This is a genomic window from Pseudomonas sp. WS 5146 (genome assembly GCF_012985495.1).
GTDB classification, from domain to species: domain Bacteria; phylum Pseudomonadota; class Gammaproteobacteria; order Pseudomonadales; family Pseudomonadaceae; genus Aquipseudomonas; species Aquipseudomonas edaphica.
In genome coordinates this window covers 300563-324435 of record NZ_JAAQWL010000003.1, presented here as the reverse complement: position 1 = coordinate 324435, position 23873 = coordinate 300563, and the positions used below count along the sequence as shown (strand labels likewise).

The window sequence follows — 23873 nt, the reverse complement described above, 5'->3', positions numbered from 1 at the left end:
TAGCAGAGTAAAGACGAAAACTATGAAAGGTAAAGCGTAATCAACAGGTTAGTCGGGGAAGACGCGGTTCGTTCTCAAGTCCTGCGGTCAAGATTAAGCGGAAAATTGTTGAACGAATATGAAAGGCGGATGAAAAACTCGTTTATTTGACAGGTAGACAGGTAGGGTTCAGCTAAACCGCTGAAGCGCCTGGGGATTGGTTCTGCAAGCAAAACCGCGACGGATTCTGCACCGCTGCGCAGGCGCGCAAGGTAATTCAACAAACTTCTCTGCAATGGCCCTCAAGTGCCGGTAAAGTAAGCCATCTCTTGCCAGGGTACTCGGATGAATAGTGTGCGGATTTTGCACGGCCAGTTGCGGCCTGCATTGATGGGCTTGTTGATGGTAGTGGCCTGTGTCACCACCGTTCGAGCCGACGATGGCGTGGCGCTGACCAGCATCGAGCAGGTGCCGGACGGCGTGGAAGTGCGCGGCAAACAGGTCGCGGCCTATACCTGGGACGACCACCAAGGCAAGAACTTGCTGGTACTCGCCGAGCAAGTCAGCGAGCGTGATGACGACGGTACCCAGTCGGCATTTGTCTACGCGGCCCAGTATTTGCTCGGCGGCGACCGCCCCAAGCGTGTCTGGATGCTCTATGACGATGTGCAGCATTGCGAATTCGATGCAGGGCTGCGTTTTGATATGGCGGCAACCAAGGTCACTGACCTTGCCGGCGATGGCATTACCCAGGCCACGGTGGGTTACTCGCGCACCTGCACCAGCGATGTCAGCCCGCGTGAGTTCAAGCTGATCATGCATGTCGGCAAGTCCCAGAAGTACCGCCTGCGCGGTGTCGATCGCGTCGGTGCAAGCTGGTGGGACGAGGATGCCGGTGCCCTGCGGGGTATGCCGCTGCCTACTGACTGCAGCGTTGCCGCACAGCAGGCACTGGTCAGCCAGTACAAGGAGCAGGGCACCGAGTTGCCGCTGCCGGGCTGTTATGGCGATGAAAGCGACTTTGCCAAAGCGCCGGACAGCTACCTGGCGTTCATGCGTCAGCACTGGTTTGCACTGATGCACAAACAGGATGCCGACTGGAGCCAATCCCAGGCGCAACCTCAGGCTGAAAACCCGACCGAGGACGACGAATCGGCGCCGTGATGTTGTGCCGTGATTTGGTGCCAAGCCCGGTCCTGAGTTAGACTCGACCTCCGCCAATTCACTAAATACCTCGATTAAACAAAGGCTTGAATGAGGTATTTAATCCAAAGGCTGATCTACTTTGACTGAGTCTATCCGCAACCCACTGACCCTTTACCTCACCCGCTTGGCGCCCTCCAGCCAACTGACCATGCGCTACGTGCTGCAAGATGCCGCCGACCGCCTGGGCTATGAAGATATCAACCTGGAAGAGATCGACTGGCACCTGCTGCAACCCGAACAGGTGATTGCGCTGGTCGGCGCATTGCGCGAGGACGGCTGCGCGCCGAACACTTCTTCGCTGTATGTGAATGCGGTACGCGGGGTGATGAACGAGGCCTGGCGAATGAGCCTGATCAGCCAGGACCACCTGTTGAAGATGCGCTCGGTCAAGGCCACGCCGGGCACACGCCTCAGCCAGGGCCGTAACCTGCGCCGCACCCTGATCCGCGAAATGATGGAAGTCTGTGCCGCCGACCCACGCCCTCAAGGCCTGCGGGATGCCGCCGTGATCGGCATTTTGTATGGTTCAGGCATGCGCAAGTCGGAGTCGGTCAACCTGGACCTGGCGCAGATCAACTTCGATGAACGCAGCTTGCGTGTGATTGGCAAAGGCAACAAAGAACTGATCAAGTACGCCCCAGCCTGGGCGTTCGACAAATTGCAGGCCTGGCTGGCGTTTCGTCGCGAGCAGCTCAAGGAAGGTGAGCAGGACGATAGCTTCCTGTTCAATCGTATTCGCCGTGGCAGCCATATCACCCGTGAACGCATCACCAAGCACGCGATTTACTACATCGCCCGTCAACGCGGTGAGCAGGTGGGCGTGAAGATCATGCCCCATGACTTCCGACGCTCGTTCATCACGCGGGTGATTGAAGAACACGACCTGTCGATTGCGCAGAAACTGGCGCATCACACCAATATCCAGACCACCGCCAGTTATGACGTGCGCGATGACAACGAGCGGCGCCGGGCGGTGGACAGGTTTGATTTGTAGCTTCCAGGTCAGACACTGATTAAAACTGTGGGAGCGAGCTTGCTCGCGATTGCGGTGTGTCAGTGACAGATTGACTGCCTGATACACCGCAATCGCGGGCACGCCCACTCCCACATTAGGGCTATGTGAGGTTTAGAGAATCGGTTTGCCGCCAGTGACCGCGTACCGCGAGCCGGAGATATAGCTGGCTTCGTCTGAGGCCAGCAGCACATAGATCGGTGCCACCTCTACAGGCTGGCCTGGCCGCCCGAGCGGTGTTTCGCAGCCAAAGCTCTGCACATCCTTGTCGGGCATGGTCGCTACAATCAGCGGCGTCCAGATCGGCCCTGGTGCCACACTGTTGACGCGAATACCCTTGTCACCCAGCAACTGCGCCAGGCCACCGGTGAAGTTGGCAATCGCGCCTTTGGTGGCGGCGTAGGCCAACAGGGTTGGCTTGGGCATATCGGAATTAACCGAACTGGTGTTGATGATCGAGCTGCCGGCTTTCATATGCGGCAGGGCCGCCTTGCAGATCCTAAACATCGCGGTGATGTTGATATCGAAGGTCTTGACCCATTCTTCATCCTCGATCTCTTCGAGGGTTTCGTGGGTCATCTGGAACGCGGCGTTGTTGACCAGCACATCGATGCGGCCAAACTGCTCGACGGTCTTGTCCACCAGCGCCTGGCAGTTGGTTTTTTGCGCGATATCGCCCGGCAACAACAGGCATTGACGGCCCGCTTCTTCGACCCAGCGTGCGGTTTCCTGGGCGTCTTCATGCTCATCCAGGTACGCGATGGCTACGTCGGCGCCCTCACGGGCAAAGGCGATCGCCACCGCGCGGCCAATACCGCTGTCGGCGCCGGTGATCAGGGCGATCTTGTTGGCCAACCGGCCGGAGCCTTTGTAGCTCTTCTCGCCGCAGTCGGGGTACGGGTCCATTTTCTTCTGGGTGCCGGGTACGGACTGGGCTTGAGGCGCGAAGGGTGGGCGAGGGTAGTCGGTCATGTCTAACTCCATAGAACGTCAAAGGTGCTATGGAGTTAGGTGTTTTGCCGCCCGCGATAGTTGTAATGGATGGGCCACGCCCCCGACGAATGGCGTCAATCACGCGCCAGGTGAGCCGGCAAACGACGCAGGGTCCACAAGGTCACCAGCATCGCCGCCACCGCACACAGCGCGATGCCGACCAGCATGGGCGCAGGCGTATGGTCGGCAAACACGCCAACCAGCGTCATGGACACGGCCGCCGTGATCATCTGGATAGCACCGAGCAGTGCCGAGGCAGAACCTGCCACTGCGCCGTGATCCTCCATGGACAACACCCCCGCGGCTGGCAATAACAGGCCGAGAAAACCGAAGCCGATAAACAGCAGTGCCATCATCAAGGCGAGGTTGTCACTCCACAAGGTGGTGACGGCCAGCGCGCTCATAACCACCGCCACGCCGATCACCGACCAGCGAATCAGCGGCGCCAAGCCAAAACGCGCGCTCAGGCGTGCGGTCAGTTGGCTCATGGCGAAGAAGGACGCGGCGTTTACTGCAAAACACAGGCTGAATTGCGTAGGCGTCAGGCCGAAATACTCGATGTACACGAACGGCGCGCTGCCGATAAACACAAAGAACGTCGCCAAGCCAAACCCGCACACCACCGACAGGCCGGTGAATACCGGGTCGCGCAGCAAGGCGCCGTAGCTGCCGATCGCACTGCCCAGGGTCTTGCCCAGGCGGCGTTCGGCAGGATGGGTTTCGGGCAGTTGCACAAAGGTCATCACCAGGCACAACAGCGAAACCACTGCGAGCACCACGAACACTTCACGCCAGCTCCAGAGTGAAATCACCACGCTGCCGGCCAAGGGCGCGAGGATCGGCGAAACACTCATCACCAGCATCAGCAGGGCCATCAACCGTGCGGCTTCGTGGCCGGTGTACAGGTCACGCACCACCGCCCGCGGGATCACCATGCCGGCGCAGGCGCCAAAGGCTTGCAGGGCACGAAAACCAATCAGCACTTCAATCGTCGGCGCCAGCGCACAGCCGACGCTGGCCACCGCAAAAATCGCCAGGCCCGCGTAAATCGGCGGCTTGCGACCGTACACATCGCTGATCGGCCCGTAAAACAACTGGCACACGCCAATGATCATGAAGAACACCGTCAGGCTCATCTGCACGGCCGCCGGCGACGCCTGCAGGCTGGCACCCAGGGTGGGTAGCGCAGGCAGATAGCTGTCGATGGCGAAAGGGCCGATGGCGGTGATCAACCCGAGCAACAAGGCGAGGTGGGCAATACTTCGAGACATGGGGGTTCCGGGTCACAGCAAAAGATCGGCCAGCTTAGTGAGCTGTACCTGGGCACACAAGATGATGCTTACACAGACGCTACATTTTCCTGCGGCTTGACTGATCTTCATAAAATAAAGATTGAATAATCACACTTAATGTTATTTAAATAACAAAACAAGAGCGCTACGACCTGCCTGGTCGTGCCGCAACAAGGTGAGATAGCAATGGGCAAGATCGCAGTCATCGGCAGCAACATGGTGGATTTGATTACCTACATCGACCGCATGCCGGACCAGGGCGAAACCCTGGAAGCGCCGGGCTTTGCCCTGGGGTGTGGCGGTAAAGGCGCCAACCAGGCGGTGGCGGCAGCCAAGCTTGGCGCGCAGGTGCTGATGCTGAGTAAAGTCGGTGACGACATGTTCGCCGACAACACCCTGGCCAACTTCCAGCGTTTTGGTATCGACACCCGTTACGTGCAGCGTGTGCCGGGCGTCTCCAGCGGCGTGGCGCCGATTTTTGTGCGCGCCGATTCCCATAACAGCATTTTGATCGTCAAAGGCGCCAATGCGCATTTGTTGCCAGCGGACATCGAGACGGCCGCTGCCGACCTGCGTGAATGCACGCTGATCGTGCTGCAACTGGAGATCAACCTGGACACGGTCTACTACGCCATCGAATTTGCCCGCCGTCATGGCATTACGGTGCTGCTCAACCCGGCGCCGGCCCTGGCCGATTTGAGTGCCGAGCACTTGGCGCAGTTGGATTTCCTGATTCCCAACGAATCGGAACTGGCGTTGATCACCGGTCGCGTCGTGGACTCGCCGGACTCGGCCCGCAGCGCCGCGCGTACGTTGGTGGCCAGCGGCATTCGCCACGTGATCGTCACCCTCGGCGAGCACGGCGCGCTGTACGTGGGCGAGGAGGGCGAGTTCCAGGTGCCCGGCCAGCGGGTGGTGGCCCGCGACACTACCGGCGCCGGTGATGCGTTTATCGGTTGTTTCATCCAGCACTGGAGCCGCGACGGCGCTATTCGCCAGGCCATGGAGCAAGCGGTGGCGTATTCCGCCTGTTCGGTCACAGCGCTGGGTACACAGACCTCCTATCCCGACGCCGAAGCGTTCGCCCGTTTCCAGCAACAGCGGTAAGACTCTCAACCCAGCCCGGAGAACAATAATGAACAAACCTGCGCTGCAACAGACACCCGATGGCTTCTATCTGAACCGCACGCCCTGGTTCGCGTTTATCCTGCTGTGCAGCATTTTTGCATTGTGGGCTGCAGCGGCGAGCATGAACGACGTGCTGATCGCGCACTTCAAGAAAGCCTTCCTGCTCAGCGATTTCCAAACCGCCTTTGTGCAGTCGGCGTTTTACCTGGGGTACTTTTTCGTGGCGATTCCGGCCGCGATGGTGGTGCGCCGCTTAAGCTACAAAAGCACCATTCTGATCGGCCTGTTGCTGTACATGCTGGGCTGCCTGTTGTTTTTTCCTGCGGCGTCCACCGCCAAGTACGGCATGTTCCTGCTGGCCCTGTTTGTGATTGCCGCCGGTCTGTCGTTCCTGGAAACAGCGTGCAATACCTATTCAACCCTGATGGGTCCACGGGAAACCGGGACGCGGCGCTTGAATATCTCGCAAACCTTTCACCCGTTCGGCGCCATGGCCGGGGTGTACGTGGGCAGCTTTGTGATGTTCAAGGACACCGATGCCACCACCGAGCAACTGACGCAGATGAGCGCCTCCGAGGCGGCGGTGCAGCAGTTGCAGATGATCCAGTCCACGCTGTTGCCCTACAAATGGATGATCGCCGTACTGGTGCTGATGTTCATCCTGATCGCCATTACCCGGTTTCCGGCCTGCAAGGGCAATAACCCCGTCGACAATAAATCCGGCAGCCTGCGCCAAAGCCTGGGCCGCCTGTGGCGCAACCCGCGTTTTACCTTTGGTGTACTCGCGCAGTTTCTGTATGTGGGTGCGCAAGTCGGCGTATGGAGTTTCACCATTCGCCTGGCCATGCAGATGGGCGGCATGAATGAGCGCAGCGCTTCATGGTTTTTGCTGACCACGTTTGCCGCCTACTTTGTCGGCAAGATGATCGCCAACCTGCTGATGCGCCGCCTGCACCCGGCCCGGGTATTGGCGATTTATGGCGTGCTGTGCATTGTGCTGCTGGCCTACACCATCCTGGTGCCGAACATTTCCGCGGTATATGCGGCAGTTGGCGTGAGCATTTTTCTCGGCCCGTGCTGGCCAACCATCTACGGCCTGACCATCGATGGCCTGGGTGAGGACACCGGTGTCGGCGGTTCATTACTGGTGATGAGCATTGTCGGTGGCGGGGTGATTCCGATCTTCCAGGGCCTGTTGTCTGACGCCAGCGGTGGCAACATGCAGTTGGCCTACAGCGTGCCGTTGCTGTGCTTTATCGTGATCGTGATGTATGCGCTCAAGTGCATGCGCCAGTCGGACAGCGTGCCGTCGGGTGCGGCGGCGGTGGCCTCATGAACACGCGTATCCCGCTGTATCCGGTGCTGTTCAGCGAGCAGGAAAAGGTCTTGCTACAGTCCGAAGACTTTAAGGTCAGTGCCTGGGTTTACCCGTCCGGCGTGTTGGCCGTGGGCCTGGAGAACAGCCGTGGACGCCTGGTGGTGTTGCCTTATCAAGGGCAGATGATCTGGTCGGCGGTGTTCGACGGCTGCGACCTGACCATGACCAACCTGTTCGAGCAGCCAAGGCCCAGCCCGACCGTCATTGATACTTATGGCTGCTTTATGTTTCACAGTGGCCTGCTGCGCAACGGTTGCCCGGCGCCGGATGACACCCATGCCTTGCACGGCGAAATGCCCTGCGCGCCCATGGACACAGCTTGGCTGGAAATAGGCGAGGGCGTTGTGAGCCTGGGTGGCACTTACCAATATGCCAAGGGCTTTGGCGATCGATACAGGGCAACCCCGAGCGTGACACTGCGCGCGGATTCAGCCCTGTTCGATATCGATATGGACGTCACCAACCTGGCCGGCAAGCCCATGGAACTGATGTACATGGCCCATATGAACTACGCCTATGTGGCCGGCGCGCGGTTTGTCGAGCCGCTGGGCATGCAGCGCCTGCGCCTGCGCACCAGCGTGCCGGACCACGTCAAGCCCACGCCGGACTGGAGCGCCTATATGGCGCAACTGGCCGAGCATCCGGCGCAGTTGGCGTGTCTCGACACACCGGCGTTGTACGACCCTGAAATCGTGTTTTTCTTCGACGACGTGGGCGCAGACGCCAGCGGCCATGCGCATTTTCTGCTGGACCACCCGAATGGTGCGGCGTTTTACACCCGTTATCGCCCCAAGGAGTTCGAGCACGCCGCACGCTGGATCCTGCACTCACCGGACCAGCAAGTGGCGGCGTTCGTACTGCCGTCAACCTGTGAACCCGAAGGTTATAACGCCGAAAAAGCCAAAGGTCACGTGCGTGTGCTGGCGGCCGGGGCCAGCGCTTCGTTCAGCGTGACCACCGGCTACTTGAATGCGCGGGAGCGCCAAACGCTGCTGGGTTAAACCAGCAATTGCGCGCCGCTGGCCTGGATGGCTTCTTTGTACGCTTGGGGGATTTTCTTGTCGCTGACCACGTATTGAAAGTCTGCAAGGCTGGCAAAGTGCGCAGTGCGCACCGTGTCGAACTTGCTGAAGTCCGCCAGCAGCACGCGCTGCTGGGCTTGGCGCAGGACCTTTTGCTTGACCTCGACTTCATTGAAGTTGAAGCAGGTCACGCCAAATTCCTGGCTGACGCCCGCCGCCGTCACAAAGGCCCACGTGAGGCGCACGCTGTCGAGAATGCTGCTTTCGGCGCTGCTTTCAAACACCTGGTTCTTGCGGTGAAAGGTGCCGCCGCACAGCACGATATGGCAGTTGGGCTTGTTCTGCAGCTTGAGCAACACGTTCAACGAGCTGCACACCGCGGTGAACTCCAACTCGTCGGGGATGAAATCAATCACAAACGGCGAGGTGGTACCGCAGTCAAAAAATACCGTGTCGCCGGGCTGTATCAACCGCGCAGCGAGTTTGCCGATGCGGCGTTTTTCTTCGACGTGACGCGTGCCTTGGTCGGCGACCCGGTAATCACCGGCCTCACTGCCGACCCGTGTGATGTAGCCACCGAGCAGGCGCAAATGCTCGCTGAAGTGGCTGAGGTCGCGGCGCAGGGTCATCTCGGAAACATCCAGCAGCGCCGCCATTTCCCGCAGGTGAATGGCGCTCTGGTCCTGCAGGGCTTGCTGGATAAGCTTGAGTCGCTCGGCTTTTTTACTGTCCACGGGCATTCCAGGGCTTGATTGTTTGTGTTAACTAAGTAACATTAATTGTGAATATTGTAACGCTTAATGTGAGCACCGCAACACGCGCACACCACCATTGGCAACATACAGGCAAGGGCACGTTATATGAATACGCTTCAACCCGCAGCATTGGCCAAGTACATCGATCACACCTTGCTGGCCCCCGATGCCACCCGTGAACAGATTCGCACCTTGTGCGAAGAAGCACAGGCGCACGGCTTTTATTCCGTATGCCTGAACTCGGGGCAGGTGCCTTACGCCGCGTCCTGCCTGACCGACGATCGCGTGGTGATCTGTGCGGTGGTGGGCTTCCCATTGGGCGCCGGCCTGAGCGACACCAAGGCCTTCGAAGCGGAACGGGCGATAGCCGCCGGGGCAGGGGAGATCGACATGGTGCTCAATATCGGCTGGCTGAAGGAAGGCCTGCTTGAGGCCGTGCGCGAAGACATAGCCATGGTGCATAAAGCCTGCGGCGCCGTGCCATTGAAGGTAATCCTGGAAACCTGCCTGCTCAGCGACGAACAAAAGATCCAGGCCTGCGAAATCTGCCGGGATTTGGGCGTGGCATTCGTCAAGACGTCCACCGGGTTCAGCCGCAGTGGTGCCACAGTTGAGGACGTGGCACTGATGCGCAAGACAGTAGGCGCTGGGGTTGGGGTCAAGGCCTCCGGTGGCGTGCGTGATTATCCGACGGCGGTGAAGATGATTGAGGCCGGGGCTACGCGTTTGGGCAGTAGCTCGGGGGTTGCAATTGTGGGTGGGGAAATGGCGGCGGTGGGCGGTTATTGAAACGCTGCTTATATAACTCAACTAAATAGACATTTAGTTGAGTTATATTTAACCGTTATTAAAAGGAGGAGGGTAGTTCAACTGATGAGCAAGGGGTTCATCATCGACCACTCGTATAAGAACAGTTTCCGGGTTATTTCTGAAAGGACATCAGGTTGATATGAGAAAGCATATTAAGGCTGCCGCATTGCTATTGGTTGCACTGTCAATGCCTGTCGGCGCAGTCATGGCCAGCGACACATCGCCCAGCAGCACAGCTGCTCACTATGAAAAAACAGATCTGTACGGCGTTTGGTACATCAACCTTAATGAGGGAAATGCCCAAGGTTTGGCGTTGTTGGTCCTGAAACAGGACGGCACGGCAACAGACTACCTGATGGTTGGCGACCAGGATACCTCGCAGAAGATTATCCAGAAGTCCACTTGGTCGTATGACTCTGAACGCAACCTGTTCGAGCAGACCGTCAATGAAGTCTCCCTCCAAAAAGGCAAGTCAGCTGCGGTTATCTCACATCCGCATGAAGTCATAGGCGCATCGATCAGCCTGACAAAACTTGGCAATGAAGTTATCGGCATCAAATTCAAAAGAGACAATGGCGAGCTCACGGGTTACCTCAAAGGCAGTGAACGTATGCTCGATGAGATTGCGCGCAAGCAATAAAGGCTGAACACCCACGATGAAGAGCATTAGCGATAAGGCTAGGGCGCCTTCTTGTTATCACCGCCAAATGTGACGCTCTTGTGCACGAAGTAACCTACGACGCCCCAGCGCGTGTCGTCGTCTCGAAAGATGACTTTCTCTTTGACGGTGGCGGTAGCAAACGTCGACGCAAATTCGATCACCGCATAGCGTCCTGTAGGCGCATCGGGCAGATCAACAATAAAGCCAATGGTCTCGGGTTTGCGCGCCTGCAACGAACCCAGTCCAAGACGCAGCGCTTTCAAACCAGCAACCCACGCCAGCTCAGAGGTTTTCGCCTGCATAACCGGGCTGACGGCTGCCCAGGTCTTTGCAGGTTCGCCGGCATCCAGCAGCATGAGAAACGCAACGGCGGTGTCGAATACCTGTTGTTGCTTTTGCGGCGTTCCGGGATCAGTGGCCACGACCTTGGGCGATGGCTTGTTAAAACTGACATCGCAGCCGCCAAGCAACGCAGCGGCGAGCAATACGGCGGCATAGAGCTTCATGCAGATCTTCCTTGAGCACGGGTGGCGTTGGGACGAGTAAAGATCAAACCTGAGGGCGTTGCCATGTGGTGGGTGAAAACGATGAGGTTGCGGCGTACTGGCAACTGAGTGGTGATGATCAGTGAGAGGAGGAAAAGCCTGGAGACGCTGACTCAAAATCTGACGCGTACTGCTCCTGATTAAGTAACATCGCGTTACGCATAATGTATATTATGTTAAATTATGTATCACGCACTGGCGATGGTAAGTCATCACCGCCACGCGCTCAGTCTTGCGACTGCCTTGCGACTGCGCGATTTTGAAACCTTCCGAGTCTGAATACCCCTATTGCTTCCCTTGTGTTCGCAAATTTGAAACTGTGTGGTAAAAATTTGTACAAATGTGTAACTCTAGTGATTGGTTCTGCACGTTTCCTGTCCATTTCTTTCGGCAGGCGAAACGCCGCTGAGCGTTGCAGCTCCCAGTTTGAAGCTACGCTGTCGGATGTATGTATCTTCGAGATCGCACGCATGCAGTCCTCGGAAATAATTCTTGGTTCGGAACCTGAAGTAATCGTGAGAACTGACGCGTTTTACACGGGACCGACGAATTACTTCCGAGCCTTGAGTGCACATCTGGCCAAAATGTCGCAGCTTACACCGCACTGATTTTTTCTTCCAAAGTTTATGCCGAGTGATATCTCCTCGCGTACTTATCATATGGCCAGGGGCCTGTGGCTCAGGTTTTCGCTGTCTGCGGCAGCTTCTTTCGAAAAGTGTGATGCCCGGACGGTTATTCATCTCCTCCCTAATTTTTTGAAGCAGAAGGCAGGGCCTTTACCAAGGCACCGAGACGCTCTTGGGTGCGGTCGCCGGGGCCGAGCATATCCCTGCCCTCCTCATCCAGCTCCTTCATGAAACTGTTAACCGTGCTCATAGAGCCGCCGGTGATTTCCAAAACGTTGCGTTGTGTTGGCGTGATGCCGAGGCTTAAAAGGTGCTGTCGGGCGGCACTGACTGATTCCTTCGTTGCGACCTCACGCGACATCGCTTTCTCCTCGAACAAAGTGGTTAACAAAACAAAAATGCGACACTCTTCCCGCACAGACAGAATTGCTGACCTTTTGACCTTTCTCGAGGAAGAGAAATTGCGTCACCGATGCAGTCCTTATAATTCTGATTGAGAGATGACAACCATGATTTTTTTTGTCTTATCGAAACGAAATTGAGCTGCCTGCTAAAGATGAAAGTACACCTCTGATCAAAACACTTTCTGGACGACCTGGACTTTGAACGGTTTGGGATAAGAGCTACGTTGGCGCATGGAAATCCTAACGCTAAGGATGATCGCGTTCGCTTAAACATACGCGGACACCGTCGCACTTAATGCTGGAGTTCGATTTGTGACTTGCCGGACGGTTACAGTAGACCTCTCTTCAGGCACGACGAATCCGTAGCGTAGGGATTGGGCGAAGAACCAGTTCTTGCGGCTAAGAGCTCTCTGAATCGGGGCTGAGGGCAGCGGGGTTGACATAGCAATTATGGACTGACGGCTTATGGCTGCTCTTTTAGTCGACACGGATGCAATCAAGCTACGCCTCCAGAGTCTAAAGCACGGAGTGCCCGGCGGACTTGCCGAGCACCAATTTCAGTCTCGCAGAGCAGGATTGGTGCGTTCCCGGCCAGGGCCTTGTTCGCCCTTGTCATCCATTGCACTACGGCATCTCGGTCCTCAAAGACTCTTTCTGCCAAGTGTGAAACGGTCGCTATACGATCCATGCGCTCGGACACGGCGGCATCAAGGGCTCGGTGCTCACGAACTCGTCGTTCAAGCGTTGTCATCGAGGTATTGAGGAGAACACTCAAGGCGTGTTCTTGAAGGTTAAAAGTTCGGCGCATGGCCTGAAAAAGATGGGCTGGAAATCCGTTCTTAATCTGGGCCAGTCGCTCAGAATCCCTAAGTGCGAAGCGACCGGAACTGAAGGCCCAAAACTCCTCGGCCCCTAAGTTACGCAACCTCTCATGCTTTCCACTTTGGCGCCGCTCAGGTGCTGAAGTGCTCAATGGTTCTACTCCTTCACGCGGGAAGCAGGATTTTGATAATCCTATCATCGGGTGTCAGCAGTCGAATACGTCTTAAGCGCTTCGCAGGGGGGCTAATTTCATGCGTCTTTTAAAGGGGATGACCGCCCTCCTCTTTGATCCCGATTTCCGCCTATCAGGATTGGCGGAAATTCGGAACCGCACGAGATCCATTCAACCGCGGTGCGTCGCATGCCGGGAAGTTCATTGATGCGAGTGCGGATTTCATCCGGACTGATCGAGACTATTCATAGTCGCAGGGCATAAAGCTCATTCGGGTCCAGAATCACCGCTACGTCCGCTTCCAGACCTCTAACATTTGCCTATCGGTTTCTCCAGGGCGTTCATGCGCGTCGTTTGGATGCTGAGCTTTTACCACCAATACCGGCTGGAGGCGAGATCAGTAACCGTAGGCTGTCCACGCAAATTACCCCCCCATCAAAATCAAGACACTCACCCCCAAATACAAATCTATTAGATATCGACGTCTCAGCATCCTAACTTGTTCTCGTAAGAGTGGATCGGTAAGCCCCTCATAAAGTCTTTTGAGTAAAAATGACTTTACCTTTAATTCTATTCCCGGCTTGGGAAAGGCGGCTCCATTTGTATCAGGAAAAAAGTCCGAACTTTGTGAAGTAAGAAACTTCAGAAACTTTCTGAAATTTCACCTGCGAAATAATTGCTCGTATAACGCCCACAATAAAACTGCTAGCAACAGTATTCTCGACCACATCGCAAGCTCATGCATAGGTTACTCCTCGTAACCAAAAGAAATGCCGCCGGTTGGCCGCTGCGAAGCGACCCGAAAAACAACCAATTGGAGCGTCCCATTACCCACGGCCGGATCTGATTCAAGACTGAGTTTTTGTCCATGGGTATAGCGCCATTTTCCAAGTAGCGCGTCGGCGCTACTCAGCGTTTAAGACTATAAGTCAGTGCCTTAGTCGTCGCTGATCCGTTGGGCACAAGACCGCGCTGAGCCAGTAGCTACTCGTAGAGTGCTTTCGCTAACAGTACGTGTTCGGCCAATTGGCTTTTTTCGCCATAGGCAGGTCAAAAAGTTTGCACCGGGCGTGCACCATGCAGCTGATTTCAATAATGCATTGCTTAAACCTGGTTTTCTACTAGGCGAATTCGTCACAGACAAACTTCCCTCACCGCCTAGGCCGATGTCACCAAAGTACTCTTTTCAGCCCTATATATCGTGAATCGGCCAGTTAACTTTTCCATTCCATCATCTCACTATCTAACAGTGTCCGAAGTCACCGAAAAAGCCCCCCCTACCAACCAAGCCCAGATCATCAGTATCAGCTAGTGGCCTGAGCGGTTAATCCATTAATTTATTTTTTATCACGCTCAGCTTCGCTTTATGTACCGAGCTAATGATGGCCTCAGCCGTTTTATTCCACTTGAACGGCTTGGCTGAATGCTCATTGTGAGCCTCGATAAATTGGCGGATAGCGACTTTTAGGTCGGCGACGCTGGTGAAGGCACCCCGGTATAGCGCTCGTCTTTCCAGTTGTGCAAACCAGCCTTCCACGGCGTTCAGCCAAGACGCGCTGGTTGGTGTGAAGTGCAATTTGAAACGCGGATGCTTTTCCAGCCACTGCTTGATTGCAGCCGTTTTGTGGGTCGAACTGTTATCTAGAATCACATGCAGATCCAGTCCGGCTGGCGTGCTGCGTTCAATCTGTTGAAGAAAAGCCAGAAACTCCTTGGCTCGATGGCGCTGGGTAATCCGTCCGATTACTTGGCCGGTCAGGATGTCGAAAGCCGCGTACAGACTCGCCGTACCATGGCGCTTGTAATCATGGGTCCGACGCTCAACTTGACCTGGGCGTAGCGGCAGCATCGGTTGGGTGCGATCCAACGCCTGGATCTGGGTTTTCTCGTCAACCGACAACACCAGGGCGTTATCCGGTGGGTTCAGATAGAGCCCGACCACGTCGACTACCTTGTCGGCGAAATGAGGATCGTTGCTGATTTTGAAGGTCTTCAGACGATGGGGTTTGAGGTCGGAAGCGGCCCAGACCTGCCGCACCTGCCACGCGGTAACCCGCGCATACTTGGCCATCAAACGGACGCTCCAGTGAGTGGCTTCCTGGGGTACACGCCGGGTGGTCAGTGTCAGGATTTCGTTGATTTTATCGGGCCCAAGTTTGAGTGGCTGGCCGCTGCGCGGCAGATCGCTCAACCCTTCGATTCTCGCCTCTAGATAACGTTTTCGCCACTTGAATACCGTCGGCGGCGTGACCTGCAACTGCTCGCTGACGGCCTTGGGCGTCAATCCGTCAGCCAGTAGAAGCAGGATGCGCGCTCTCTGGGCGAGGCTCTGTTCCAGCGTACTCATACGCAACCAACCTTGCAGGGCGATGAGATCGGAAGGCATTAAAGCGAAGGGGGAAGTCGGTCGGGCCATGCGTATAACCAATCCATGACATTGGACGCACAGTATATCGTTACCATTAGATAAATGAATTAACCGCTCAGTCCACTAGAGCAGTTACAACTCACTTATCACGGTGCCTTGAGTGATTTTTGTTTTTGACCCAGCCCATCGAGAGGTTCGCACCTGGACTCACGGCGAAATCGAAGGTCCTTGCTTCATCGCTACCATCACGTCTATGCGCACGGGTGAGAAAAACCGCGCTGCAGTGATCGAATGCGCGTATGAATTGCAGCACTACCTGTCCGCGGTGAAAGACGTAGTGGTCGAGCACGTCCACATGATGTGTCCCCCGACGGTAAGCGGTCGAAGTGAGTGGGCTCTTGAGAAGCTTGAGAGCATCGTTGTCTTTCAGGGGGTCGCAAGTAACGCAAACGCGGTTGTTTACCGAACCGCCATCGCAAGCTACAAGATCGGCGACCTGGATTTGCGGAAAAAAAAGAGTTCACGGGTTTTGTACTCGCCTCAGCATCTCCAAAACCACACTCCATCGCGTAGTCTGGAAATGCTCCAAGGTGATAGCGGCGGCCTCTACGGCCCCCTATGGAGCAAGTAACCGATCTCTGGGCTGTAGTGGTCTAATGAAACCGGACACCCTCCTGCCCTGGTGGGTGTCACGATAGGTAAGTGCGCAGACATCGCGCGTGAAAACAAACAATTCACCGCCTCTCATCTTGTTGCATCTTGCCAGAAGCTAATTCGAGAACGCGCACATTCGCCCCAAATCAAATGCATTATGAATATCTCTCAAATCCACTGAATAGCTGTATCCGCAGGAGGCAACCCGGTGGCACTTTAGCGTCACCTTAACAACAGCAGAGTAGGGCTGCTCACCCCCTCACACTGCCCACTCTGAGAATGGACGCAATATGATGCAGCACAACCAGAAGAACACGGGCATATACGGACTGGAGCGCATCGATGAAGACAGCGCAGTGTTGACGCCTTATTTCGGTTGCCGCTGCCGCCACTGCATCAGGAAAATACGCGCTAAACATTATTCGCCTCAATCAATGAGCGAGGAGAGTCTCAATGCTGCCGTTGATTACCTGCGCGGCGACTCACGCATCACCCAAGCATTGATCAGCGGCGGCGATCCCATGGCAAAACCGCGACAGCTGTTCACGTTACTGGAAAGCTTGTCGGGCATCCCTCACCTCAACCGCATTCGGATTGCTACCCGGCATGCTCTGCTCCAGCCAGAGTGCATTAATGAAGAGTTTGCAGAGCGCGTGGCCAGTTACAACCACGTCAATTACACGCACCCTCTGCGCTCGCGAAGCGTGTCTCTGGATGTATCACTCAACCACGCCAGCGAGCTGCAACCGGAGACCCTCAGGGCGCTCGATCGCTTCACCCGTCATGGCATCAACGTACGTGGGCAAGCGGTACTACTCAAAGGAATCAACGATAATTTTCACAGCCTTAAAAATCTGATCGACCATTTTCTCGCGATTGGTATCACCCCTTATCACTTACTGCACTGCACAGACGCTCCCGGCAGCGCACTGCTGCGCACCACGGTGCAAAAAGGCCATACGTTAATGACCCAATTAAGGGAATGTTCGGACACGTATGCAATGCCTTATGGGTACGTCACTGCATTGGGTAAACACTACATCGCACCCGATCAAGTTCTTAAATACAAAGATATTGACGGCCAGCGCTTTGTTCGCGCCCGCTCACCCCGTCAGGCCGAGAAGTATAAAACACTCACAGGCAACTCAAGCTTGCCACCACTGCACGAGATTGATGCCGAGGGCTACATCGTCTCGCACTATCCAGATGGCAGCGACGCCTTTCTCGCCTATTGACCCAATAAGCCCTCTATGAAACCACGAACTATTATTGTTATAGAAAACTTGATCATACGTCTGCCGAACTTGCACGCCATTGCCGCGGCGGCCACTCAAGCCGGGGTGACGATGATCGCCATCGTACCCGACGTCCTCAGCCCCGATGAAATTGATGCCTTGCCATTTCGTACCGTACCCATTCGGGACTGGAGCAGCGCCGGCTTGGAAACAATGGTGTGCAGCCTCGAACGGCACGCAGCCGTGGTCGGCATTGGCACCTGCATTGGCTTCTTCACGCCCGAAGGCTTGTTAGGTGCCCAAGTAGCAGAACTGTGCGCACGACGCGGCCTGACCCACCCTCCTATCGAAGCGCTGTACCTGGCCAACAACAAGTTCGCCATGCGCCAACGCTTGCGTGAGCGCAATGTCTATACCGCTCGCTACGCACGCGTCATCGGCGACGCCAGCCTTGTCACCGCCGCCGAGCACGTGGGCTTCCCACTGATATTGAAACCAGTGGTTGGTATGGGCTCCAGCTTCATCTCCCGCTGTGAAAATATTGCTGACATGCGTCGAGTATTTCGCCATTACCAGGCGCACGCCCGCGATGGCTATTACACCGAATACTTTTGCGCCCACGGCATTGGTGACGAACATTTCGAGCCCATGCGCGAGATGCTTGGCGAAGAGGCGATTGATGGTTATGAGATCAGTGTCGAGTGTTTATGCACCGAGAATCAGATACTGCCGTTGTTGATGCACGATAAATTAGACGTGGAACAGAGCTCATATTCAGCTTATGAAAACCTCCTGGTCACTCCCCCCATACGCCTGACACCCAACGAACAGCAGCAAATATTGATCTACACCCGCGTTGTCTTGAACACACTGGGTTTGAGGAACTGCGTCTGCCACGTTGAATTACGATACGACTCCAAAGGCCGCGCCAGTATCATCGAAGTTAACCCCCGCGTCGGTGGAATGCGTGTAAAAGAAAGCCTGCTGGCTTTGCGCGGCGTAGACATTGCAGCGATGTACGTCCAACAGCTGTTGGGTAAGCCGTTTAACTTCCCCGAACCTCCCACGACGTCCGGGTACTACGCGATGTCTGCGGTTTATCCGCGGGTCAGTGGCATATTAAAAGGTATCCGCGGCACCGAGGCGGCACGCCAGTTACCAGGCGTGCTCAGCGTGAGCACTCACATAGCACCCGGCACTTCCATCGGTGGCGACTTTGAAGAGGTCTTTGCAGTGGATGCGTGGTTACAAGCAGAAACACCCGACGCTATCAAGGCGCTGGACCAGCGAATCAGAGAACTGATCAAGGTCGATATTGGATAGTGATACCAGGGTAAAACTGAGCACCTATCAAACCAGCCCGACAATCGCCGGGCTATTTAACCGTTGGATATTCACACTTCACTTTCGAAGAGCTCGCTCCCTGTCAATCAGCTCCTGCGCCAACGCCAACATGCCCTGGGCTCCGCCTGCGCTTTGGTCAAAACGGTATTTGCCGTTCACCACCAATGCCGGAACACCCGACACTTCAAAAGCCGAAGTCTTGCGGATGGCCTCCTTGACTTTAGCCTGAACCGCAAAAGACTGGTAAGTATCAAGGAATACCGCTTTATCAACCCCATGCCCTGCCAGAAACAATGCCATTTCGTGAGGCGTTGCCAATGACTGGCGACTGCCGATCGCCTCAAACACTGCCGCATGCACCGCCGGCTCGACCCGCAGGGTTTCAAGCGTCAAAAACAACTGACCGTAGATATTCCATATCCCTCCGGCCATCGCCGGTACGCGGGTAAAATTCACATCACTGGGCAGTTGCGCAACCCATGAATTGAGCAGCGGTTCAAGTTCACGGCAATACCGACAACCGTACGAAAACAGTGCTGCCACCTCTACCTTTTCTCCCGGTGCCAGCCAGGCGCTACGAGGCAACTCGACATAAGGCTCAGCCGCCTGCGCCACAGGGAGGCTCAAGCTGCTAAACAACAAAGCAGCACTTAGAAAATAATGACGCACTAAAACCTCACTGCGCATAATCAAGAAAACCAATGTTAATCATGTGCCCACCGACTCATCAGTCGTCTGCAACACGAACTTAAATCACCCACAAACAAAAATACCCCGCCCTGTAAAAAAAGAGCGGAGCTTTTAAGTGACGAAGAATCAGAAACGGTAAGTAACGCCCAAACCAAAACCATTGGCGCTGTTTTCGTACTTGGCCTTGTAGTACTGACCCAGCTCGTTGGTGCGGTTAACCTTGACCGTTTCCTCCTTGAGGTAGGCATAAGCCACATCGACAGTCATATTCGGCGTCACGTCATAACCTGCGCCGAGACTGAAGATGGTCCGATCTCCGGTAGGAATGCGTGGCGAGCGGTCAGTGTTGTTGGTCGGCGATTGATCAACTGTCAAACCGGTACGCAGCACCCACTGCTTGTTCAGCCGGTAGGAGGTCCCCACGGCATAGGCCCAGGTATCGTGCCAGTTTTGCTCTTCCTTAATGGTACTGAGCAAAGCCGGAGCAAAAATACCGTTGCTATTAGTGACGCCTTTGTTGTTCACGGTAATGTCTTTCAGGCGGCTCCAACGCGTCCAGGTGGTCCCTGCATAGAGTTTCCAATCTGCATTCACATCTTGCGTCACCGATAAGTCCCAGGACTCGGGCGTATCGATTTTGAGCGAAGCGTCGTATCGACCGCTGCTCAGCGTTCCAGCAGGAACATTGGCACCTTTAGTGACTTGAGTGTGCCCCTCAAGCTTGTATTTGACTTCCGAATGGTATGTCAGGCCCACCCGCGTAGTGTCGGTGGCTTGAAGCAGAATACCGGCGTTAAACCCTAACGCGGTATCGTCCCCCTTGATTTTGATGTTGTTGGAAGCCAGGCCTGCGATCGGAAGGGTGACATCCGACGCCAGAGCACCGGCAACTCGGTTAATGGTCGGGCCAAAGCCAATAGAGAGCTTATCGTTGAATGCGTAGCTGACCGTAGGCTGGAGGGTGATAACTTTCACCTCACTCTTACTGCCGAATGCTTTGCCCTGGAAGCCTTTTTCATAATCGGCCACCATGCCAAACGGCACGTAGAAACCAAAGCCTGCAGCCCATTGCTCGTTGAGCTTTTGGGTGTAGAAAGCAAAGGGCACGCCGGTCAGCGGCACCATATTGCCCTTGTTACTACCGTTTGAGCTGCCGCTGGCCTGGCTGATGTTGGTTGAGGCATCAATAACCGCCGCACCGCCGGTTATTTGCTTGCCCTCCAGACGAACCATGCCGGCGGGGTTGCCATAAACAGTACTGGCATCTTCTGCCGATGAAGATCGCCCCGCAAAACCTGTTCCCATGCCACTGATACTTTGTTCGTTTAGTGCAAAGCCACTCGCAAACGCCTGTGAAGATGCCAGGGTAATAGCGAGGCCAACTGTTTTTTTCAACATTACTTTCTTCATCAATCAGAACTCCGTGGTGAACACCGCAGAGGAAAGTAACAATATTTAAACCTGCGTGTTGTAGGGCAACTTGTAGGAAATAACTCCACACTAGAGTTGCGCCCGTACGTCACTGACCCCAGGTAACATTTAATATTACGTTCCCAATGAATATGGGCAGCGAAACGCTCGCAAATTAGCCTCACCGAAGGGCTGTTCGAGCCCCCCATTGCGTATTTGCAGTACGACCTTGTAGCCGTCGAATGAAAGCGTCAGCCACTGCGTGTCAGCAGATGGCCCCGCACTCAGCATCCCTTGGTCGAGTAACCGAAACCACGCCCACGCGCCTTCCTGCGATTGCGATACGGTACGCCCATCCAACAGCGTCACCACGGCCTTGAGACGTGTGCCCAGGGTTTGGGACGGCCAAGTAAACAAGTTCGGTAAAATAGGGCCGTGGGAATAGCTCAACTCACGGTCATCCACAACCAAGCTGAAGGAGGCGATCTCTTCGTCCATGGTCACCGGGCTGAGCTCGAAATCAATCCGGGCCTTGGCGGCGCCAGCAGGAAAAAACGCCTTGCCGATAGCCGCTGCGCGGTCAAATTGCAACAGAATCAAAGGATCGTTCTCATCAGCTTCAAGCGCGCTATTAGCGGGGCGAAGCACGGTGCTCTGGTCTTCGTGCCGACGAGGATAAAAGCGCGCAAATGTTTGCAATAACCCCTCAGGGGCAAACAACTGGTTGAACGCCTCCAATGGTACATCGGTGCTCGCATTGTGCTCAAAAGGGTAGCGTTGCTCGACCACACGCTGACAGTAAGGCCCCAGGTCTTGTGCCCATTTTCTTGCAAGCGTCACAGACTGGTGTTCACGCACCCAATCTTTGCCGACGTTAACAATGTCACTCAACAGCGGCCTTATCAGCAGCGGCAAGGTGTTCGTCAGTGTATTCAGGCGCTCAAGCGCATTGACGTCGGGTGCCGATAAACCCGACGCCATGGCCGCCTCACGGGCAGATAGATAAACCCCAGCGTAAGCCAGCGCTTCACGCAGTTGATCCAGGAGGCCGGGACGCCCTTCGACAGACTCGGTCAACCGATGAAACGAAGCGAAGTGCTGCGCTACCGCACTCGGCTCCGATGCCCCCTGGGTGTTGTCAGTGGCCCCCAAGGGTGCCGTCAACGCAACAGTGTGCGCACGCAAACGCTCGATCATGCCGGTGTTATCAGCACTGAGGCTTAAACGGGTTTCACGGTCGATCAACTGTAACAACCGACTTAACGCCCCCTCCTCCTGTGACAGGCGTTCCAGACGCCCCGGCAACTGTTCTGGATCATTGAGGCCTGCAACCTTCAAGTCCGAGATGAAATGCTCCCAGCGCCGCACATAGTCGCGTTGATAAAGACTCAACACCTGCGTACGCACGTAGCCTGGGTCTTGCTGACGAGCTGCGCCCATGACCCAATTCTCATCACTAAGCGCATCGGCAATAAACCGCACCAATCGCGGGTTCAAATGCTCATAGCCCTCCCGGGTAAAAAGCCAGGGCACCCCCCGTGTCATAGACTGGCCACTGCGCGAGGCAAAGAGCATCAAGCCTTCCGCACCGATTTCGCTGGCGACACTCAGTTCCTTGTGGGCAGGACTTTGCATCACGGCCGATAGCTGGCGATAAGCACGCTGCGCCACGGGCTCACGCGCAATGTTCACTCTCGCCTGTTCTACGAGGGTTTCGTTGACATTCGTACGCATCGACTGCAATACAGGCTGTAAATGCGCGTTCAGCCAATCACGCTGTGGGTGAGGTAGCCGCTGATCCGACAAACTCTTGAGCCCGCGTTCAACGAAGTTGAGATCCAAGCGACCTTGCCCGCCCAACATCAAATACAGGCGCAGGCTATCGTAGGTATCCGCTTTGGGATCATTGATCAGCGCCTCCAGCGCGTTGGCTAATGGCTGTGTAATGGCCTCGCTCAACGCTTGCTCGTATAACGTTTGAATCAGTGTCACCAGGCGCTGGTGCTGACTCAGCCGCAGGTTCGGCAGCCAGCTATTACCCTGCGACACATCAACCATATCGGCCAGGATAGTGAGCCGTTCAAGTCCTCCCTGGTGAACATTCGGCAACAGGGTTTTCAGCGCCGCCTGTTGCTCGGCCAGGTTATCGAGCATCCGCGCTTGATGGTAATAATGATTGGCCACAAACGCGCACACGCCTGCCACGATCAGCGCCAAACACAAGCGTGCATGTGCACGCGCCCAACCTGCAGCATGCTTAAGAAACGTACGCCATACACCATAACGCTCACACCGCTGCAAAGTCCGCAGTAACAGCGTCGAGCTCCCAACCCCTTGAGCGTCCTCAACCAAGTCCCCTGCACTGAAGCGCAACGACTGCAAACGCGCCTGATCATGAAAGACCGTCTGTAAAAAAAGCTGCACCTGTTCACTGAACTGTCGCCACAACGGTGAAAACCCATAAAGCTGCGTGCGCAGCAAGGTCAGCGGCTCCTTTTGCAACCGATCAAGCAGGCTGTCATCAAGACACTCAAGGCGATTGCCCATGCGCTCGGCCAATCGCAAGAGGTTGGACTGGTTAGCCGCCAACGGGAAGCTGATCGCCAATTCACGCGCCTCACCCTGCAATCCCATGATTGAAGGGACATAGCCAGGCAGACTGGAGCAGTGGGTCACAATGGCCTGAATCGGCAAGCCTTTACCGATAGCGCACGCCAGCTCCTCCAGACGCTCGCGCACATTCAATGCTTGCAAGTCCTGACCGCCGTCTACTGCCTGCAGCTTGTGGGCATTCAATAACAATAGGCCGCCCATCAAGGCGCACCGGTCACCTTTAGCGCCTTTGAGCTCATCCAACAAACATTGCCAGCATCGCGACTGAGCCTGCGACAGGAAGCCGCCACTCACCGTCAGTACGCTGTAACGCCCCACCCGTTCAATACGCAGGTCAACGGTCGAGGAGGCATGCAAATCGAACAACAAAAATGTTGGCCGGACGCCCTCGACCTGTGTTTGCAAGCGCCACTGTGTGAGCTGCTCACGCAATTGCAATTCACGCTCACCGGGAGCTATCCGTTTTTCCAGGTCAGCTTTAACCTCCAGAGCCCGGTGTTTGGCGCGCTGCACGTCAACGCGCCATCTCCAGCAAAACCAGATCAGCCCCCCAACATACAACGCAAGCAAGACCCCCCATTGCTGCCATGCGTCTGTGAACAGCACGCTGCCATCTACCGACAAGCGAGGGCCGTAATCACGTACCAACACCGTCACCCAATACAAACCCGCGACCATCACGACGGCCCGTGACAGCGGTTTAAAAAATCGCAAAAACATGACGCCTTTCATCCACAGATAGGAGGGGAAACTT

General features: G+C 55.7%; 20 protein-coding genes and 1 pseudogene. 10 read left to right on the top strand and 11 right to left on the bottom strand.

Annotation, left to right across the window (positions count from 1 at the left end):
• The first annotated feature begins 324 nt into the window (after positions 1–324).
• Complete coding sequence (locus tag HBO41_RS10310) at positions 325–1143, top strand: M949_RS01915 family surface polysaccharide biosynthesis protein (RefSeq protein ID WP_099549752.1); 819 nt, start codon at positions 325–327, stop codon at positions 1141–1143.
• Positions 1144–1264: 121 nt separating this feature from the next.
• Positions 1265–2179 carry a tyrosine recombinase XerC gene (xerC, locus tag HBO41_RS10305; protein WP_099549753.1) on the top strand — a complete coding sequence of 305 codons (915 nt, stop codon included), beginning with the start codon at positions 1265–1267 and terminating at the stop codon, positions 2177–2179.
• A 132-nt stretch (positions 2180–2311) separates the two neighbouring features.
• Here the strand turns inward: xerC and HBO41_RS10300 are convergent, their stop codons facing one another.
• The gene (locus tag HBO41_RS10300) at positions 2312–3169 is read right to left on the bottom strand and encodes a glucose 1-dehydrogenase (RefSeq protein ID WP_099549754.1); all 858 of its coding nucleotides are present in this window, start codon (positions 3167–3169) and stop codon (positions 2312–2314) included.
• A 95-nt stretch (positions 3170–3264) separates the two neighbouring features.
• Complete coding sequence (locus tag HBO41_RS10295; RefSeq protein ID WP_169986102.1) at positions 3265–4461, bottom strand: multidrug effflux MFS transporter; 1197 nt, start codon at positions 4459–4461, stop codon at positions 3265–3267.
• A gap of 207 nt (positions 4462–4668) precedes the next feature.
• Between HBO41_RS10295 and rbsK the strand changes: the two genes are divergently transcribed.
• From rbsK to HBO41_RS10280, 3 genes are read left to right on the top strand one after another with little or no spacing between them, the layout of a single operon-like run.
• Positions 4669–5589 (top strand): ribokinase, encoded by a 921-nt coding sequence (gene rbsK / locus HBO41_RS10290; RefSeq protein WP_017135710.1) that lies wholly within the window; start codon positions 4669–4671, stop codon positions 5587–5589.
• A 28-nt stretch (positions 5590–5617) separates the two neighbouring features.
• Complete coding sequence (fucP, locus tag HBO41_RS10285; protein WP_099549755.1) at positions 5618–6946, top strand: L-fucose:H+ symporter permease; 1329 nt, start codon at positions 5618–5620, stop codon at positions 6944–6946.
• On the top strand, positions 6943–7989 hold the full coding sequence (locus HBO41_RS10280; protein ID WP_169986100.1) for an aldose 1-epimerase family protein: 1047 nt from the start codon (positions 6943–6945) through the stop codon (positions 7987–7989). Before fucP ends, HBO41_RS10280 begins: the two co-directional genes overlap by 4 nt.
• Here the strand turns inward: HBO41_RS10280 and deoR are convergent.
• Positions 7986–8744 carry a DNA-binding transcriptional repressor DeoR gene (deoR, locus tag HBO41_RS10275; protein WP_017135707.1) on the bottom strand — a complete coding sequence of 253 codons (759 nt, stop codon included), beginning with the start codon at positions 8742–8744 and terminating at the stop codon, positions 7986–7988. The genes HBO41_RS10280 and deoR overlap by 4 nt on opposite strands.
• A gap of 126 nt (positions 8745–8870) precedes the next feature.
• Here deoR and deoC point away from each other — a divergent pair, with 126 nt between their 5' ends.
• Together deoC and HBO41_RS10265 are read left to right on the top strand one after the other, a co-directional pair.
• Positions 8871–9554: a deoxyribose-phosphate aldolase gene (deoC, locus tag HBO41_RS10270; protein WP_169986097.1), complete on the top strand. Its 684-nt coding sequence runs from the start codon at positions 8871–8873 to the stop codon at positions 9552–9554.
• Between the two features lie 160 nt (positions 9555–9714).
• Positions 9715–10215 carry a hypothetical protein gene (locus HBO41_RS10265; RefSeq protein WP_157786474.1) on the top strand — a complete coding sequence of 167 codons (501 nt, stop codon included), beginning with the start codon at positions 9715–9717 and terminating at the stop codon, positions 10213–10215.
• A gap of 38 nt (positions 10216–10253) precedes the next feature.
• Here HBO41_RS10265 and HBO41_RS10260 read toward each other — a convergent pair whose 3' ends face one another.
• The 5 genes and pseudogenes from HBO41_RS10260 to HBO41_RS10240 all read right to left on the bottom strand — a co-directional run bounded on the left by HBO41_RS10260 (position 10254) and on the right by HBO41_RS10240 (position 15221).
• The gene (locus HBO41_RS10260; protein ID WP_017135704.1) at positions 10254–10742 is read right to left on the bottom strand and encodes a DUF4019 domain-containing protein; all 489 of its coding nucleotides are present in this window, start codon (positions 10740–10742) and stop codon (positions 10254–10256) included.
• A gap of 786 nt (positions 10743–11528) precedes the next feature.
• Positions 11529–11768: a DNA-binding protein gene (locus HBO41_RS10255; protein WP_169986095.1), complete on the bottom strand. Its 240-nt coding sequence runs from the start codon at positions 11766–11768 to the stop codon at positions 11529–11531.
• 539 nt (positions 11769–12307) lie between these two features.
• Positions 12308–12832, bottom strand: a complete 525-nt coding sequence (locus HBO41_RS10250; RefSeq protein WP_262380270.1) for an MbcA/ParS/Xre antitoxin family protein — start codon at positions 12830–12832, stop codon at positions 12308–12310.
• Positions 12833–13567: 735 nt separating this feature from the next.
• Positions 13568–13923, bottom strand: a pseudogene (locus HBO41_RS29475) (transposase); the annotation flags it as partial.
• Between the two features lie 206 nt (positions 13924–14129).
• Positions 14130–15221: an IS630 family transposase gene (locus HBO41_RS10240; RefSeq protein ID WP_169986087.1), complete on the bottom strand. Its 1092-nt coding sequence runs from the start codon at positions 15219–15221 to the stop codon at positions 14130–14132.
• Positions 15222–15333: 112 nt separating this feature from the next.
• Between HBO41_RS10240 and HBO41_RS10235 the strand changes: the two genes are divergently transcribed.
• From HBO41_RS10235 to HBO41_RS10225, 3 genes are all read left to right on the top strand, one after another.
• Positions 15334–15804 (top strand): hypothetical protein, encoded by a 471-nt coding sequence (locus HBO41_RS10235; protein ID WP_169986085.1) that lies wholly within the window; start codon positions 15334–15336, stop codon positions 15802–15804.
• 313 nt (positions 15805–16117) lie between these two features.
• A complete protein-coding gene (locus HBO41_RS10230; protein WP_169986082.1) occupies positions 16118–17062 on the top strand; it encodes a radical SAM protein in 945 nt (314 codons plus the stop codon).
• 15 nt (positions 17063–17077) lie between these two features.
• Complete coding sequence (locus HBO41_RS10225) at positions 17078–18385, top strand: ATP-grasp domain-containing protein (protein ID WP_169986079.1); 1308 nt, start codon at positions 17078–17080, stop codon at positions 18383–18385.
• Between the two features lie 78 nt (positions 18386–18463).
• Here HBO41_RS10225 and HBO41_RS10220 read toward each other — a convergent pair whose 3' ends face one another.
• From HBO41_RS10220 to tssM, 3 genes are all read right to left on the bottom strand, one after another.
• The gene (locus HBO41_RS10220) at positions 18464–19075 is read right to left on the bottom strand and encodes a thiol:disulfide interchange protein DsbA/DsbL (RefSeq protein ID WP_169986438.1); all 612 of its coding nucleotides are present in this window, start codon (positions 19073–19075) and stop codon (positions 18464–18466) included.
• A 147-nt stretch (positions 19076–19222) separates the two neighbouring features.
• A complete protein-coding gene (locus HBO41_RS10215; RefSeq protein ID WP_169986077.1) occupies positions 19223–20506 on the bottom strand; it encodes an OmpP1/FadL family transporter in 1284 nt (427 codons plus the stop codon).
• A 135-nt stretch (positions 20507–20641) separates the two neighbouring features.
• Complete coding sequence (gene tssM / locus HBO41_RS10210; protein WP_169986075.1) at positions 20642–23839, bottom strand: type VI secretion system membrane subunit TssM; 3198 nt, start codon at positions 23837–23839, stop codon at positions 20642–20644.
• Positions 23840–23873: the final 34 nt, after the last annotated feature.

Bases quoted from the DNA above. Each gene is read 5' to 3' on its own strand.
- HBO41_RS10310 (WP_099549752.1), top strand. From the start codon at position 325: ATGAATAGTGTGCGGATTTTGCACGGCCAGTTGCGGCCTGCATTGATG.
- HBO41_RS10300 (WP_099549754.1), bottom strand. From the start codon at position 3,169: ATGACCGACTACCCTCGCCCACCCTTCGCGCCTCAAGCCCAGTCCGTA.
- HBO41_RS10295 (WP_169986102.1), bottom strand. From the start codon at position 4,461: ATGTCTCGAAGTATTGCCCACCTCGCCTTGTTGCTCGGGTTGATCACC.
- rbsK (WP_017135710.1), top strand. From the start codon at position 4,669: ATGGGCAAGATCGCAGTCATCGGCAGCAACATGGTGGATTTGATTACC.
- fucP (WP_099549755.1), top strand. From the start codon at position 5,618: ATGAACAAACCTGCGCTGCAACAGACACCCGATGGCTTCTATCTGAAC.
- HBO41_RS10280 (WP_169986100.1), top strand. From the start codon at position 6,943: ATGAACACGCGTATCCCGCTGTATCCGGTGCTGTTCAGCGAGCAGGAA.
- deoC (WP_169986097.1), top strand. From the start codon at position 8,871: ATGAATACGCTTCAACCCGCAGCATTGGCCAAGTACATCGATCACACC.
- HBO41_RS10265 (WP_157786474.1), top strand. From the start codon at position 9,715: ATGAGAAAGCATATTAAGGCTGCCGCATTGCTATTGGTTGCACTGTCA.
- HBO41_RS10260 (WP_017135704.1), bottom strand. From the start codon at position 10,742: ATGAAGCTCTATGCCGCCGTATTGCTCGCCGCTGCGTTGCTTGGCGGC.
- HBO41_RS10255 (WP_169986095.1), bottom strand. From the start codon at position 11,768: ATGTCGCGTGAGGTCGCAACGAAGGAATCAGTCAGTGCCGCCCGACAG.
- HBO41_RS10250 (WP_262380270.1), bottom strand. From the start codon at position 12,832: ATGATAGGATTATCAAAATCCTGCTTCCCGCGTGAAGGAGTAGAACCA.
- HBO41_RS10240 (WP_169986087.1), bottom strand. From the start codon at position 15,221: ATGGCCCGACCGACTTCCCCCTTCGCTTTAATGCCTTCCGATCTCATC.
- HBO41_RS10230 (WP_169986082.1), top strand. From the start codon at position 16,118: ATGATGCAGCACAACCAGAAGAACACGGGCATATACGGACTGGAGCGC.
- HBO41_RS10225 (WP_169986079.1), top strand. From the start codon at position 17,078: ATGAAACCACGAACTATTATTGTTATAGAAAACTTGATCATACGTCTG.
- HBO41_RS10215 (WP_169986077.1), bottom strand. From the start codon at position 20,506: ATGAAGAAAGTAATGTTGAAAAAAACAGTTGGCCTCGCTATTACCCTG.
- tssM (WP_169986075.1), bottom strand. From the start codon at position 23,839: ATGTTTTTGCGATTTTTTAAACCGCTGTCACGGGCCGTCGTGATGGTC.